The sequence below is a fragment of the Lactobacillus sp. A27 genome (assembly GCF_016742815.1).
Lineage (GTDB): Bacteria > Bacillota > Bacilli > Lactobacillales > Lactobacillaceae > Lactobacillus > Lactobacillus gallinarum.
Genome location: NZ_JAEHNT010000053.1, coordinates 20,655 through 36,871, shown reverse-complemented (window position 1 = coordinate 36,871; position 16,217 = coordinate 20,655). Strand labels below are relative to the sequence as shown.

Annotated in this window: 13 protein-coding genes and 1 other RNA gene; 2 read left to right on the top strand and 12 right to left on the bottom strand. The window is 34.1% G+C overall.

The features are described 5' to 3' along the window. Positions 1-64: 64 nt before the first annotated feature. The 10 genes from JEM49_RS07645 to JEM49_RS07600 all read right to left on the bottom strand — a co-directional run bounded on the left by JEM49_RS07645 (position 65) and on the right by JEM49_RS07600 (position 11,725). Complete coding sequence (locus tag JEM49_RS07645) at positions 65-3,256, bottom strand: carbamoyl phosphate synthase large subunit (protein WP_201874495.1); 3,192 nt, start codon at positions 3,254-3,256, stop codon at positions 65-67. 3 nt (positions 3,257-3,259) lie between these two features. Beyond that, positions 3,260-4,315 carry a carbamoyl phosphate synthase small subunit gene (locus JEM49_RS07640; RefSeq protein WP_191335805.1) on the bottom strand — a complete coding sequence of 352 codons (1,056 nt, stop codon included), beginning with the start codon at positions 4,313-4,315 and terminating at the stop codon, positions 3,260-3,262. Between the two features lie 2 nt (positions 4,316-4,317). Beyond that, positions 4,318-5,229 (bottom strand): RluA family pseudouridine synthase, encoded by a 912-nt coding sequence (locus JEM49_RS07635; RefSeq protein ID WP_201874493.1) that lies wholly within the window; start codon positions 5,227-5,229, stop codon positions 4,318-4,320. Beyond that, positions 5,222-5,686 (bottom strand): signal peptidase II, encoded by a 465-nt coding sequence (lspA, locus tag JEM49_RS07630; RefSeq protein WP_025005674.1) that lies wholly within the window; start codon positions 5,684-5,686, stop codon positions 5,222-5,224. Before lspA ends, JEM49_RS07635 begins: the two co-directional genes overlap by 8 nt. 6 nt (positions 5,687-5,692) lie before the next feature. Then, positions 5,693-7,369, bottom strand: coding sequence for a formate--tetrahydrofolate ligase (locus JEM49_RS07625; protein WP_025005673.1), 1,677 nt, complete (start codon positions 7,367-7,369; stop codon positions 5,693-5,695). 455 nt (positions 7,370-7,824) lie between these two features. After that, positions 7,825-9,057 (bottom strand): metallophosphoesterase, encoded by a 1,233-nt coding sequence (locus tag JEM49_RS07620; RefSeq protein ID WP_087235529.1) that lies wholly within the window; start codon positions 9,055-9,057, stop codon positions 7,825-7,827. A 3-nt stretch (positions 9,058-9,060) separates the two neighbouring features. Continuing rightward, positions 9,061-10,185 carry a THUMP domain-containing class I SAM-dependent RNA methyltransferase gene (locus JEM49_RS07615; RefSeq protein WP_087176092.1) on the bottom strand — a complete coding sequence of 375 codons (1,125 nt, stop codon included), beginning with the start codon at positions 10,183-10,185 and terminating at the stop codon, positions 9,061-9,063. 67 nt (positions 10,186-10,252) lie between these two features. Beyond that, positions 10,253-10,622, bottom strand: an RNA gene (rnpB, locus tag JEM49_RS07610) — RNase P RNA component class B. A 26-nt stretch (positions 10,623-10,648) separates the two neighbouring features. Beyond that, entirely contained in the window at positions 10,649-11,065 is a 417-nt protein-coding gene (locus tag JEM49_RS07605; protein ID WP_087176084.1) for a DivIVA domain-containing protein, read from the bottom strand. Positions 11,066-11,155: 90 nt separating this feature from the next. Beyond that, entirely contained in the window at positions 11,156-11,725 is a 570-nt protein-coding gene (locus JEM49_RS07600) for a DUF1273 domain-containing protein (RefSeq protein WP_201874491.1), read from the bottom strand. A gap of 63 nt (positions 11,726-11,788) precedes the next feature. On the opposite strand from JEM49_RS07600, the gene recU reads away from it, so the two are divergent. Both recU and JEM49_RS07590 read left to right on the top strand, forming a co-directional pair. Further along, positions 11,789-12,415, top strand: coding sequence for a Holliday junction resolvase RecU (gene recU, locus JEM49_RS07595; protein ID WP_025005667.1), 627 nt, complete (start codon positions 11,789-11,791; stop codon positions 12,413-12,415). A 2-nt stretch (positions 12,416-12,417) separates the two neighbouring features. Then, on the top strand, positions 12,418-14,691 hold the full coding sequence (locus JEM49_RS07590; protein ID WP_201874489.1) for a PBP1A family penicillin-binding protein: 2,274 nt from the start codon (positions 12,418-12,420) through the stop codon (positions 14,689-14,691). A 179-nt stretch (positions 14,692-14,870) separates the two neighbouring features. On the opposite strand, the gene nth is transcribed toward JEM49_RS07590, so the two are convergent. Both nth and JEM49_RS07580 read right to left on the bottom strand, forming a co-directional pair. Then, positions 14,871-15,491: an endonuclease III gene (gene nth, locus JEM49_RS07585; RefSeq protein ID WP_056945515.1), complete on the bottom strand. Its 621-nt coding sequence runs from the start codon at positions 15,489-15,491 to the stop codon at positions 14,871-14,873. 1 nt (position 15,492) lies between these two features. Continuing rightward, a complete protein-coding gene (locus JEM49_RS07580; RefSeq protein ID WP_025005665.1) occupies positions 15,493-16,137 on the bottom strand; it encodes a DnaD domain protein in 645 nt (214 codons plus the stop codon). Between the last annotated feature and the right edge of the window lie 80 nt (positions 16,138-16,217).

The following is a 16,217-nucleotide window of genomic DNA, read 5'->3' as shown; positions in this document are numbered from 1 at the left end:
GCATGCCTCTTAAACATGCTTATTGCGAAAGCTAAGTTATTTGAATAAACTTAGCTTTTTTATTTTAAATTGGTTGTGTAGTTAACGCTAGTGATTCTAATACATCTAAAATTAATTCAGCAGTTTCAATACTTGAAAATACCGGAATATGAGTATACAAAGCCTCATCTCTTATTCGTAATGCATCTTCACTAGCCGCATCAGAAAGATTAGTAATATTTACTACCATTACAATTTTATGTTGTCGGATTTTTTCTAGTAAATTGCGAGGATTATTATGGACTTTTTCTACAACTCCTGTAGTAATCCCAGCTTCCGCAAACATATTCGCAGTTCCTTCGGTTGCAATTAACTTAAAGCCCAATCTATCAAATCGACGAGCCAATTCTGTCACTCGATTTTTATCTTCATCTCTAACTGAAATAAAAATTGTCCCATAACTAGGGATGTGTAAATCACTAGCTTCGTATCCTTTGTATAATGCCTTAGCTAAATGAGTATCTCGCCCCATTACTGAACCAGATGATTTCATATTAGAATCAAATGTATTGCCACTACTATAATTAAGGAAAGAAAATACTGGCATTTTAATATGAATAAAGTTACTTGTATGCCATAGTCCATTGGGATAGCCCAAATCTTGAAGGTTATGACCTATCAAGACTTCCGTAGCGCAGGCAGTAATATCTTTATTCAAAGACTTAGACAAAAACGCTACGTTATGACCTGCATATGGCTTAATTTGTAATAAATATAATTCATCATTTACCAACAAATAATGTAAGTTAAAGATTCCTCTTGTTTGTAATACTTTTATCAATTTAATCGATTGTTGTTCAATCTTTTTTTGTTGTTCTAATGTTAAATTTTGAGGTTTAATAACTGCTATTGAATCTGATGCATGTGAACCTGTTTGCTCTAAATGTTCAATAATACCAGGTAAAGTGACATTCTTACCATCCGAAATAGCTGTTACTTCATACTTATTCCCTTCAATAAACTGAGACACGGTGATTTGATCTACCTGATTTTCAGCTAAATATCTTTTAATTGCTGGAATATCATAAACTACAGCGGATTTTAATTTATTCTCTTTATTCATGCCCCCAATTAAAATTGGAAAATCATATTGATCAACAAATTCAAATACAGCATTAGGATTTGTAGTTTTCAGAGATGGTACTCGTTTTAAATCGGTCAGGGGATGATTTAATAATTCCGTAATCATATCACGAGGATCTTTAGTCTCCCATTGACCTATTATATGAAGACCATTTTCTTCCAATTGCTTACTTAATGCACTTACTCTTTTACCTGAAAATTGTAAAAGTACATCTTTAATATTTTCTCTTTTAGCAATAGTTAAAATATTTTCTAATGTAATTGATTCAAAATATACTCGATCGATATCCTTATATCTAGAAGAAACAGATTCATCATTATTTGAAAGCAAAACTGTAACATAGCCATTATTATGTAAAGTCTTTGCTGCATGAGCAATCATATAGTCAAATTCACTAGTCACAGATACTTGTAAAGGCAACATACCTAAAATTAATATCTTTTTATCTGCCGCTAAATCTTTAGCTTCATTTTGAACATCATATGCGCCATAGTAAGCACACACATTAGGCCGATAAACTCCAGCCGAACCGTCTATCTTTAAAAATGATGGTTCTAAATTATATTTACTAATTAATGATCGTACTTCCTCTACAGAAATATTTAATACCTTAGCAAGCAATGGATTAAAAAAGCCGTAATCTTTAGCTTCTCTTACTAAATCTAAAGTTAAATGCTCCTTATTTTGCACTAGTTTATTAATGATTGTGACAATATGAAGAAGCTTTTGATAATAAATTGGATGAAGGCCTGTAATTTCTTGTAATTCACTAAAAGGAATATTTTCTTTAATAGCTGCTAGTAATTTAATTAGATGTAATTCATCGGGATGCTTAAGATCTTCAATTATTTCTTCATATGTTTTCCGACTCTCTTCTACAAAAGCAGCCCAGCCCAAGTCAAGATTAGTAGTTGCATCTAAACCTTTCAAAAACGCTGTTTCAAAATTACGTCCTACGCCCATTGCTTCGCCACTGGCTTGCATTCGATTATTCAACTGATAATGGTTATAACCCGAACCAGTAAATGACCAATAAGGTATTTTAATCGCTATTGCATCTAAAGTAGGTTCAATAGAAGCATTTAATCCTGATAATGGATCGGTTATTTCATTTAGTCGATAGCCAATTGCTACTTTACTTACTACATAACCCACATCATACATGCCAATTCGTTGAGCCCAAACAGAACTACGAGTTAAACGAGGACGGATCGTCAATAATTTTGACTTAATTTGGGTGCCATGATGTTTAATAGCAAAATGAAAACTAGTAAAACCAACAATTTCCAAATTATCTACAATTCGTCTAACTGATTCTCTCAATTCTTGAATATGATCATTATTTAAAGTTAAAGACGGCATTACTATAGCTGAATCACCAGAATTTATTCCCACTGGCTCTATCGAACCAGCAAAATTAGTAAATACTAAATTGCCATCCTTATCACGTATTACATCAACAATAACTTCTTCCCAAGCTGAAAGATCCTCCGTTAATCGATAATTTTTCCATGTAAAATCATCAGTTTGTCTTTCTTCTTTAAAATAGGTCACTAAAGCTTCTTTAGTCTTAAATCGTAAATGTTCATTATGAACATAACGATTATACTTAGTAACTAATACTGGAAAAGTAACTTTGGAAAGTAAATTATCCATAGCACCATTCATATTGTCTTGAGCATTTTGATTTAATTCCCAAGACTCACTAGTATCAATTCCTAATTTATTTAAAAGCTCTGTTCTTTTTTGCTGATTACCCATCTGCAAGATACGAGAATTCAAAGTTAGCAACTGAATGCCAATTTGCTCTAAAATTCCATCTTGCAATAATTTATGAGCAACTTTTAATCCATTAGTTGAACCATACGCAGTAATAATCGCATCTGGTTCTTCCATACGTAAAATTCGCTTAAGAAAATCTAATGTCATCGGCTCTAGATATACGGTAACATTGGACTTTTTATCCGTGGAGATAGTTGCTGGATTAGGATTAACCAATATAACTTGTATTCCTTCTTCGGTTAAGGCATCAATAGCTTCTGTAGCCATTAAGTCCATCTCAGCTACGCTACCAATCAAAGTAGGACCTGATCCGATAATTAATACTTTATCTAAATCATTTTCTAACGGCATAATTTACTCCATCATTTGTAAAAAATAATCGAAAATTTCATCTGCATCGTGGGATCCTGGAGCTCCCTCTGGATTAAAAGCGGTTGCTACTATCTTGTCTTTGATATTCCAAAATCCTGCATTCAATTCACTATGAAGATCAAAATATTCACGATTCATATTCATTTTTACGCTATCAGGTAATACTAATTGATCAATATTCATTGAAGTCTGCCAAATTGCATTAGTATTTTGCTCAATTACTGGATAATTAATTCCATTGAATTCCTGAGGCAACTGAACCAATTCAAAGTCTAAATAATCACTTAACACTAAGAAACCTAATCCAATTCCTAAGATTGGATATTTGCCATAAAAATGATCTAAAATCGGAGCAATTTTATCAACTATTTCCTCCGGCTTACCTGGTCCATTTGAAATAATGATTCCTTCAGGACGTAAGTTCTCAACATTCAGCGGACTAACATTATAAGGTAAAACGGTTGTGTTTACTTTTCTAAGAGACAAGGCTCTGAGCATAGAGTGCTTTAATCCTAAATCTAAAACTGCAACTGTTTTACCTACATTTGGGGATGCATAAGCATTTTTAGTTGAAACCATTGCCGATTTATTTTTAGGCAGAACTAATGCTTTAATTTGATCAAAAGCGTGTTCATCATTAGTATCCATGATTGAGGCCTTAATAGTTCCTTCTTCCATCAAACGATGAACAAGCGCACGGGTGTCTACCTTAAAAATAGCAGGTATCTTTTTTTCTTTTAAAAACGAACTAAGATCTTCAAAATTTTCACTATCAGAAATATTCAAAGCAATATCATTAGCAATTATTCCCTTAACAGTAGGATCAATACTTTCATAGTCAATTGCATTGATCCCATTATTGCCGATCATTGGCGATGTGAAAACTAGAATTTTTCCAGCATTAGTAGGATCAGTTAATGCTTCTTGATAGCCAAAATTAGTAGTTTGAATTGCTAATTCTCCGGTGGAAATAATACTTGCGCCAATACCTTCACCAGCAAAAGAGCTGCCATCTTCTAATATCAAATAACGTTTCATTTTTATTCACTTGCTTTTTCTAATTGGGCTAACATATCCTGAAATATCTTAGGTGGTTCAACAGTGAATTCTAGCCATTCTCCTGTCCGGGGATGCTTAAAGCCTAAAACTTTAGCATGCAAAAACTGGCCGTTCCCTTTTAAAGTTTTGCGTGGACCATATAATGGATCTCCCGCAACTGCATGTCCAATATAATCTAAATGTACTCTGATTTGATGAGTTCGTCCTGTCTCGAGTTGACATTGAATTAAACTATAGCCTTTGAATTGTTTGAGTACCTTAAAATGTGTAATAGCTTTTTTACCATTTTCTACCACTGCCATCTTCTTGCGATCATATGGATTGCGGCCAATTGGAGCATCAATGACACCATTTTCTTCACTAAAATTACCATGAACAATGGCCCAATATATTCTTTTGTTTGTCTTATGAGCTAACTGATCTTCAAGTGATTCTCTTGCTTGAGCATTCTTAGCAATCATCAACAAACCTGAAGTATCCTTATCAATTCGATGTACAATCCCAGGTCTAAAACCTTCGGGAGATTGTGCCAAATCTTTTGTGTGATAAAGAAGTGCATTCACCAAAGTATGATCAGGATGTCCTGGTGCGGGATGCACCACCATGCCCTGTGGTTTATTTACTACAATTACATCGTCATCTTCATAAACAATATCAAGTGGAATATTTTCTGGAACAACATCCAATGGTTTTACCGCTGGAACATTAATTTCAATTTTGTCGCCTGCTTGAATTTTATAAGATACTTTCTCTGCTTTTTGATTAACTAGGATTTCTTTTTCTTTAACTAATTCTTTTACTCTAGTTCTAGACAAATCAGGTACTTGCTCTGAGATAAATTTATCTAAACGTCCGTGCTCATCTTTAACTTGTAATAAATATTTTTTAGGCATTTTTATCATCCTTATCTGCAAAGAAAATTAAGTAAATAAATATAATGAGCACACCAGTGGTAATAGCAGAATCAGCAATATTAAAGATGTTAAAATTAATGAAATCAAGTTGAAGCATATCAACTACATACTTTAAATGAAGTCGATCAATGAAATTACCGATAATACCACCTAATACTAAGGCTAATCCCACGTCAAACAATGCATTTTTATACTTTTTATTGAACAAAAAATATAAACAAACTGCAATGGCAATAACGCTGATAGCGTAAAATAGCCACATTTGACCAGTTAAAATATTCCAAGCTGCACCATCATTTTGTAAATAATTAAATGATAAAATTCCTGGAATAATCTGATGAACTTCACCAACGGTATAATTGCTTACAATATAATTTTTTAATCCTTGATCTGCTAAAACTACAAATAATGAAATAAATAAATATAAAAATTGCATCTTTTATTAAAATAACCCACTAATCTTGCCATTATTATCAACATCGATATCCAAAGCTGCAGGATGCTTAGGCAAGCCTGGCATATCCAATACATGTCCCGTAGTTACAACAATAAAACGAGCTCCATTTTTCAAACTGATTCCTTTCACATGCAACTTGAAATCAGTTGGAGCACCTAATTGCTTCTTATCATCGCTAAACGAATATTGTGTCTTAGCAATAATTACTGGCAACTTTTCCTTGCCTAACTTGGTTAGCTCATTAATTTGTTTATCAGCCTTTTCTGTATATTCCACTCCGCTAGCATGATAAATTTTAGTAGCTACCTTTTCAATTTTGGTTTTGACATCGTCATCTTCATCATAAGTTGATACTACTTTAGCCTTACCAGAATCGGCTAAATCAATTACTGTTTGTGCAGCTTCAATTCCGCCTTTAGAGCCATCATCATGGTAAGTAACTACCTCAGCTGGAATATCTTGTTCTTCAACTAACTTTTTAAGCAAATCAAGTTCTGCCTCAGTATCTGTTGCAAATTGATTAATTAACACAACCACCGGCACATTATATGAACGCATATTATTCATATGACGCTCTAAATTCTTAAATCCAGCCTTCAAAGCAGCAAGATTTTCTTCATCCAGATTGTCGGTCTTTCCTAAAGCTTGATATTTAAGCGCACGAACAGTTGCAACAACAACCGCTGCATCTGGCTTTTTGTCCAAGTGGTTAGATACAAAATCCATAAACTTTTGACCACCGAGATCACTACCAAAGCCTGCCTCAGTTAAAACATAATCGCTTAAATGTAGGGCAAGATTAGTAGCAATAACTGAGTTAGCCCCATGCGCGATATTTGCAAACGGACCACCATGAACTAGTGCAGGAGTATGCTCAAGCGTTTGAACTAAATTTGGCTTTAATGCATTAGAAAGTAATGCAGCAATTGCACCTTGAAAACCGAGTTGCTTAACATAAACTGGTTGATCATCTTTGGTATAACCAACAAGCATATCACCAATTCTAGCTTTCAAATCATCAATATCTGTTGCTAAACATAAAATAGCCATCAATTCATTGGCTACAGTGATTGCAAAACTTGATTTATGCTCAACGCCATTAAACTTAGAGCCTTGCCCAACTGTAATATTTCTCAAAGCACGATCATTAACATCTAAACCGCGTTTCAAAAGAATTCGTTCTGGATCAATATTTAAACTATTATCCTGATAAATATAGTTATCTACTAATGCAGCTAATGTATCAATCGCTGCAGTTAAAGCGTGCATATCACCAGTAAAGTGTAAATTAATGTCTTCCATCGGAATAATTTGTGCCATACCACCACCGGTTGCACCACCTTTAAGTCCAAAAACAGGACCCATTGATGGTTCACGCAGAGCAATCATTGTATTTTTATGCAATTGATTATTGATAGCATCACCTAAACCAATAGTAATAGTAGATTTCCCTTCTCCAGCTGGTGTTGGCGAGATAGAAGTTACTAAAATTAACTTTCCTAATTTTTTGTTTTGGGAAATGCGATTAATAGCTTGCCAATTGATCTTAGCCTTATCATAACCATATGGTTCTAGATCATCTTCTTTTAAATTAACCTTTGCGGCAATTTCATTAATTGGTAACTCTTTAGTTTCTTGTGCAATTTCAATATCTGATTTCATCTATGCTTATTCTTCTTTCTTGAAAAAACTAAAACAGAATAGCTTTGAAATTCACTTTTTAATCGATAAATTTCAAATATACGCCATTTTGCAATTAAAACTGGTTTACTTACCTTAATTTGAGTTCTGTATGGCAATTTAAGTAAATATTTATTTTTACTATTTTCGAAAAATGAATACAACCATGTATACACTAACAAAACAATAAAAATGAATCCGACTACCATTCCAGGAATATTAATTGCTTTATTTCCTTCATAACCCAAAATAAAAGCTGTCAACAGAACGATTAAAAGCCATGAGTAATAAATTACTCCAATTGTTCCTAAAAATATAAAATGCCGTTTAGATTTTAGAATTTAGATCACACCCTACATATCATTTATTCCTTTTCTTATTGTATCAAAAACCATCAAAATAAGAGAGTACGAAATAAATCATACTCTCTTTATTTATCAATATTTTATTTTTACTTGTAAATTACTATGATCACTGGTGTCATACAGAGTCTCTAAATATAGCCTATATTCAGGATGATGTTTAATTAACACTTGATAGGCCTTTGAAGAATGAATTTTATTCAATTCACTCGCCTTAATATGATTATGCCCAGTGAAAAAGTGATAATTCATCCAGCCAAACAATTTACCCATTGCTCGAACTAAATCTATATCGTCATGATATTTATTCAATTCACTCTGCATCATATCCGCAGAGATACTGCCTAATTGTAGATTCTTTAAATACTTATGAAAATGTTCTAAGGTATAATTTTCTTTTTCTTGGTCTGTCAGGTATCTTGTCATATCAAAATTACGTCTTACATATGTAATATGACGTGAGTGAACGCGCACAACCCCATATCCTTGATCATTAGAACAAAAACTTGAAGTTACTACTTCAGTTGTAGGAGTTGTTTCTTGGGGACCTATAATATTTTGAGCATGAATGTGACCACTGAAAGCTAGTTTAACATTATATTGACTGCAAAGCCGCCTTAATTCAACTGCATCATCAACCACATATCCTTTATTTACAGCAGGATTATGAGCATATAAATTATGATGCATAAATAAAATCGGACGAAGTTGATTTTTCTCCGCATACTGTAGCTGTTTTTTAATCCATTTAAGTTGGGATTTGCCGATCATTCCTCGCGTATGCGGAGCAGCCGTCGTTTCTTCTTTACCATATAAGTTGGAATCTGCCAATATCAAAAAATATTGTGGATTTAATTGCACACTATATGCCAAAGAACTATCATCCGTATCAACTGCTTGACGATAGGATTTAGCAAAAATTGAACGCCAAAACATTGGGCTAATTTCACCTGCATAAAATTGCTTTTTACCACGAAATTCTCTAGCCCAACCATCAAAAATATCGTGATTTCCTGGTATAACTAATACTTTCGTATGTTTTAATGGTCGAAAGATTTCGGCAAATTTTTCAGCTGATACTCTTTCACCATTAAAAGTAATATCGCCTGTGACAATAATTGCTGCAGGCTTTTTTCTTTGTGCCATTCGCATAAAAGCTGTTAGAGCAGTCTCTTGATAATATAAGTCCTTACCTTGACTAGTTTTTTGCATTTGTGAAAAAGCTTGTCCTTCATCATGCAAACTGTTTGCAATCAAATGCGTATCAGAAATTACCCAAAATTCAGTATTAAGATCCTTCGTAATCATTTTTTATCTTCTGTTTGCCCAATATTGATAGAAATCTACTCTTAAATTACCATTAAACAGCTTACGTTTCTTAGTAGCCCTTGCTCCAAAACATTTTTCAAAATTAGGATCAGCTGTTAAATAATATTGACTAAATGAGTCTAGTGGACGTAAAACTTCACCCATTTGCTTATATAATTCTTCAGCAGATTCTCGATCCTTAAGACGTTTACCATAAGGCGGGTTGGCAATAATAATTCCATTTTCTAAGTCAGTAGTAAAGTCTTTGACCGCTACTTGCTTAAAACGAATATCTTGTAAAACCCCTGCATTATGAGCGTTTAACTTAGCAACCTCAAGTACAGATTGATCAATATCACTAGCCCAAATAGGAGCGTCTAATGGTTTGACCTCTGCCTTAGCTTTTTCTAATGCAGATTTATGTAAATCGTGATTAAACCAATCGAAATTATCAAAAGCAAATTTTCGCCATGTTCCTGGTGCAATGTTTTTAGCAATTAAAGCCGCTTCAATTGCTAAAGTACCAGAACCTGTCATTGGATCAATCAGGGGATGCGTTCCGTTATACGGGGTCAATTTTAATAAACCTGCCGCAAAGTTTTCCTTTAATGGTGCGCCACCATGTTCTACTCTATATCCACGCTTAAAAAGACTTGCTCCAGTAGTATCCAAGGAAATACGAGCAATATTTTTATAAATGTGAACATCCAATGGATATTCACTACCAGTTTCTGGCAAGAAGCCACGTCTATGATATTGATCAATCATCTTATTGACGATAGCTTTCTTTACGATCGATTGTACATCTGGTTCAGAGTGAAGCTTCGACTTGACCGCACGACCTTGCACAGGAAACTTAGCATCTACTGGCAACAAATCTGCCCAGTTGTAATCATAAACTTCATTAAATAGAGTATCAAAATCGGTTGCTCTAAATTCTTTTAACAAGATTTTGATTCTATCTGCAGTTCTTAACCACAAGTTAGTCTTTACAATATCTTCTTGGGTTCCCTTAAAAAACACACGTCCATTTTCGACTTTGGTCTTGTAACCCATACTTTGTAATTCTTTGTTTACAACGCTTTCAAAACCAGCGCCCATAGTTGCGTATAGTTGATATTCTTTCATTATTTCTCTTTCGTTAATTAAAAATAAAAAAAGAGCTGGACTCAAGCCCAACTCTGCCAATGTGAATCTCTATAAGCCACGTTTTGTTCCAGTAATTCTGGCAAAAATTACCTTCAGTAGTCATCTATCTTTATTGTCAAAGACAATAACCTGGTCTTTAGTTCATTTTCTTAGACCAAGACTCCCCCACCAAATTTGGGTTTCACGCTCGCAGGGTTTACCTCGTTCCACCAAAATCATTTCTAATTTTGCTTCGTCACTGTGGCACTTTTCAGGATAGTCATGCATGTCTTAAAGATTTAGCATTTTTTCCGCCGTAAGAGTTAAAAACTCTTCTCCAGCTTATTGAGCTGAATACGATCACTACAAGCATCGCAGCCTGTGCGTGCGTGGACTTTCCTCAGCTAGCATATAGCTAGCCGCGCCTACTCAAGATCCACACCGTTAACCATTATAGCAAAAATTAATGCTTTACACCATAAACATGTTGTTCAAGATTATAAACTTTTCTTTCTAAAGTTGAAATTCGTTGAATAATGGCCATGTTAGTTGAAATTTCGCCCTGATTATCATCATTATCATCCGCAAAATTAGGAACTGAGGCAGTTCTTCTATGAGTTGGGGTGTAAGTTTTTACTTTATCTTCCTTCTCTGTTTCAACTGTCTTCTTTTCCTTTTGTCTTTCGTCCATTATTTGACGTTGAAGTGTGCCAATTTGTCCATATAAATCTTCAATAATTTGTTGAAAATTCTCATAATCTGAAATAACTTCATCCAAATAAGCATCTACTTCGTCTGGATCATAACCTTTTACTTTACTTCTAAATTGCTTTTTTAGTATGTCTTGTGCAGATAGTTTAATATCATTTAAATTTGCCATTCTACTGACAACTCCTTTACATTCATTTTTATTTTAGCAAAAAGATAGCCTAGGTAAAACCAAGATTTCCATTTTTATAAAACTTTAAAATTATTCGGAGAAATAATTCTGTCGATGAGTCTCTTGATATTCTTCCGCTGCATCTTGTAAATCATGAAAATCAATTAAATCTAATGGATATTCTTTAGTTTCTTGGTACTTTTGAATTAAATTATAATCATATTTTGGTTTGCCGGGATGCTCTGGGTCATAAATCATCAAAGCTCTATCAGTATGTCGAACCATAAAATTTTGATAATTACGTAATTGCACCGAATTTTGATAAGGTAGATTAGAAGTTGAAGCAAAAAAGTCGACGCGTTCTTTTAAGTTTAAAAACTTAGACTGATTATTTTCATTCCAGCGATCAGCAAACTTCTCATACGGGATCATAATAGAAGTTCGCACAGGAAACTTTTGACCCAATTCTAGTCCTACTTCTGCCGCCCATTGCTCGATTCCTAAATTCGCTCCCGTAATAATCCAGTCCAACTGGTCCTCTTCAAGCAAACTCTTAAAATAATTTCTTAAAGCGTACTTAATAACAGTAATTTTAGGGTCTTTATCACCAAAAACATTTAATTCATAACTACGATAACCAGTTACCCATAAACGCTGCATTAAAAGCCCCCTATATTCAAAAATCTAGTCTTTATTGCTATAATGCTAACAGGAGTGAAGTCAATGGTCAAATATCCAAGCGGCAGTTTAGCTGCATTTAGAAAACCTATTAAAAAGAAAGAAAATAGTACTCGTCGTCCATATACTCACCGGAAAGGCGTTAACTTTTCTGATCGTGGAATGACACTTGAACAACAAATTAATGAATCTAATAAATACTATTTGACTGAGGGTATCGCCGTAGTTCATAAGAAGCCTACCCCCATTCAAATTGTTAAGGTTGATTATCCTAAACGCTCTAAAGCTGTTATTCGTAAAGCTTATTTTAGACAAGCTTCAACTACTGACTATAACGGCGTTTATAAAGGATATTATCTTGATTTCGAAGCTAAAGAAACCAGAAATAAAACCAACTTTCCTTTAAAGAACTTTCATGAGCACCAGATTTTTCATTTGAGCGCATGTTTGAAGCAAAAAGGAATTTGCTTTACAATTATTAGATTCGCTAGTTTGGAACGATATTTTGTCACTCCAGCTAGCTTTGTAATTAATGCTTGGAGAGAAAAGGATAAAAGTTCTATGACTTTAAAAGAAATCGTGGACAATTCCTATGAAATCAAAAGCGGTTTTCGTCCTACACTACCTTATTTAAAAGCAGTTGATAAATTTATTGCAGATAGGGAAAGATAATCATGACAGAAAATAATATGAAACGCGAATCACGTAGAAATTATCATAAACGAAGGTCGATTAAGAATAGTTTAGGTATCAAAATCATTAAATGGTTTTTTCTAATAGTTTTGCTATTGATTGTTTCAGGTATTGGGCTATTTGCTTTTTATGCAAAAGATGCACCTAATATCAGTCAAGATCAATTGCAAAGTGGCGGTACGTCTAGTTTATATAATAATGATGGTAAGTTTTTGTTGTCACTTGGTTCTGAAAAACGAATTTACGTAAAAAATAAAGATATACCACAATTATTAAAAGATGCCGTAGTTTCCGTTGAAGACAAGCGTTTTTATAAAGATAAGCTTGGCGTAGATCCAATTAGAATCGTCGGTTCTATGCTTACTAATGCCAAAAGCAATAGTATTGCTGCTGGTGGATCTACTATTACTCAACAACTAGTTAAGTTAACAGTATTTTCTACTGCAGCATCACAACGTACCTTAAAGAGAAAGGCTCAAGAAGCTTGGCTAGCAGTTAAAGTACAACATGAATTCAGTAAAGACCAAATTTTAGAATTCTATATTAACAAAGTCTTCATGAATTATGGAAATTATGGTATGGGAACTGCTGCTAACTATTACTATGGCAAGCCACTGAAAAAGCTTGATTTAGCTCAAACTGCTTTAATCGCAGGGATGCCTAATGCTCCCGTTGCCTATGATCCTTACCTTTATCCTCAAAAGGCCCAATATCGTCGTAACATTGTTTTAAAAACTATGCTACAAAACGAAAAGATCACTAAAGATGAGTATAACCAGGCAATTAATGAACCAATTACTAAGGGGCTAAAAAAGCGTCGAGCAGATAACGAATCGAAGATTCGAAAGATCGATGATCCATACATCAAAGAAGTTATTTCTGAAGTTAAGAGCAAAGGTTTTGATCCTTATAATGATAATTTGAAAATCACTATTAATATTGATCAAAATGCTCAAAACAAACTCTATGAATTGGCAAATAATGGCTCTATCCCATTCACAAACAATAAAATGCAAATTGGTGCTACAGTGATCGATCCTAATAATGGTCATGTTGTAGCAATTTTAGGTGGTCGACACTTGCCTTCAGTTCAATTAGGCTTAGACCGTGCTGTTCAAACTGGACGGTCGACAGGTTCATCAATTAAGCCAGTATTAGATTACGCTCCTGCAATTCAATATTTGAATTGGTCAACTGCAAAGATGCTTGACGATAGCAAATATGTTTACCCAGGTACTAATATCCAACTTTATGATTGGGATAATAAATATGATGGCATGATGACTATGCGTAAAGCTTTGGAACAATCACGTAATGTTCCCGCTGTTAAGACATTAGCTGATGTTGGTGTTAAACGTGCTTCTGCTTTTGCTCGTCGATTGGGCGTTAATGTCCCAGCCAATTCCGGATTATCAGTTGCTATTGGTGCTAATGCCTCTAGTTTGCAAATGACAGGTGCTTACAGTGCATTCGCAACAATGGGTATTTACCATAAGCCTCAATTCGTATCTAAGATTGAAACCCCTGATGGTTTAACTAGAAATTATGACTCAAACGGTGTCCGCGTTATGAAGAAGTCAACGGCATATATGATTACTGATATGCTTAAAGGCGTCATCAAACATGGTTCTGGTACTAATGCAAAGATTCCAGATCTTTATCAAGCTGGTAAAACTGGTACTGTTAAATATTCTGATGAAGATTTAGCAAAATACCCTGGTTATAATTCAACTCCTAAGGACTCCTGGTTTGTTGGTTACACTAGATCTTATACAATTGGTATATGGACAGGTTATGATAATTTAAAGGATGGTACTATTTCAGGTATTGGACAACAATCAGCTCAACTAATGTATAAGAGCATGATGTCTTACTTAATGAGAAATAAACCAAACTTGAATTGGGAACAGCCTAAATCTGTCATTCGTGCAAAAACTGGCGGCACTTGGCAATTATATGTTAGAGGTCATGCCCCTGCTGGTGTCAGTGATAGCGCGGCCAGTTACGATGAAGATGATGAAGAAACTGATACAAATAATGAGACCAACAATTCTGTTAATACAAACAATACTCAGTCTTCTTCTAGTGAAGCTGGTACTGCTCATCAATCAAGCAGAGTTGAAAGATCTCAATCTAGTCAAAGTAGTCGTGAACAATCATCATCTTCCGCTTCACATACTCAAAGTAGTAGGCCGACAAGAAATGAAGATAACGAAGATCATGAACAAAATCATGATGACTCTGATAAAGATTAATTGTTTAAGAGTAGACTGGCGTGTCTACTCTTTTTATTTGTCTGCCGAAACGTAGTGAAGGCAGATTTTTTTTATGCATTTCAAATTTAGTAACAACTCACTATAATTATATCATTAACAAAAAAAGGTTTATTTCTCTAAGCATTTTTGCAAATAGAAATAAACCTTTTTCATCTTAATTAATTCAAATATGAATATGGATCACCTTTGGCTCTGGCTGGCATTGTATATCTTCCAAATAGAATCATAGCATGATGCGTTTTAATCCATTCATTCTTAGGTAAAATTGATTCCAACCGTTGTTCAACTTCATGTGGTGTTGCCTTTTGATCAACAATATGAAACACCTTCGATATTCTTGATACATGCGTATCTACCGCAATTGCTGGAACTCCGTAACCTTCAGCTAAAACTACATTAGCAGTTTTCTCTCCTACTCCAGGTAACGTCATCAAAGTCTTCTTATCTTCAGGAATTTCACTATTATACTTTTCAACTAAAATTTGTGCAGTAGCTTTTAAGTGTTTGGCCTTTGAGCGATACAATCCAATAGTCTTAATTGTATTTTCAATCTCTTCAATTGGAGCATTGGCTAAAATTTCAGGAGTAGGAAATTTTTTAATAAAATCAGGCATAACCCGATTAACCATTTTATCGGTCGTCTGTGCACTCATCATTACCGCACACAACAAATGAAAAGTATTATCCCATTGCAATTCGCCTTTAGCATCAGGGTACATTGCTAAAATTCTTTTTAAAACACTACGTGCTTTATCATCGCTTAATAAATCTTCTGCCATCCTATCTGTTCCTCTTTAAAAATCTCTCAATTTCATCAACGGTTTTTAAGTTATGCCGCTGCCAATTAAGTAAAACTCGATCAATATATTTCAAAGAATAAGCCTGAGACAACACAGCTTCTCTCAGAGCCAATTCTATCACTTCAGGAGTATAATGATCCACACTTAGCCATTGAGCGATCTCTTCCCTCTCAATTGGGCTAAGATAACGTCCAAACTCTACCTCAACTTTACGAGAAAGATAATTTAACGGATTATTATCTAAATCATCTACAACGGATACAGTCTTTTCTCTCTTCTTATCTTTGATTAATACATTCTGATCTATATATTGATCTATAGCATCATACAATTTATTTAAGCTATATCTATTACCAATTTTATCTTGATTATCTTTTACTTGCTCAATAGTTAAATAATCTCGATCAATTAGTCTTTGAATAATATTGCCAACATCTGCTACCGTCAAATTAGTATTAGCCGCTATTTTTTCGTTCGAGGGGAACGACTCTCCACGCTGACTAAAAGCTTCCAGTTGAATAATTAACAATAACTCCGCATCACTAATATTAAGTTTAGAATAGTACGCAATTAAGCCATTTTGTAAGGTGGTAAAACCTAAAGCGCGATAATCATTAAATTGCAAGGCAGATTTCCTTTCCAAAAATAAAAGTTGAACTAATAAATAGTCCAACTTTCGGTTTACATATTCATAATTGTCGATGC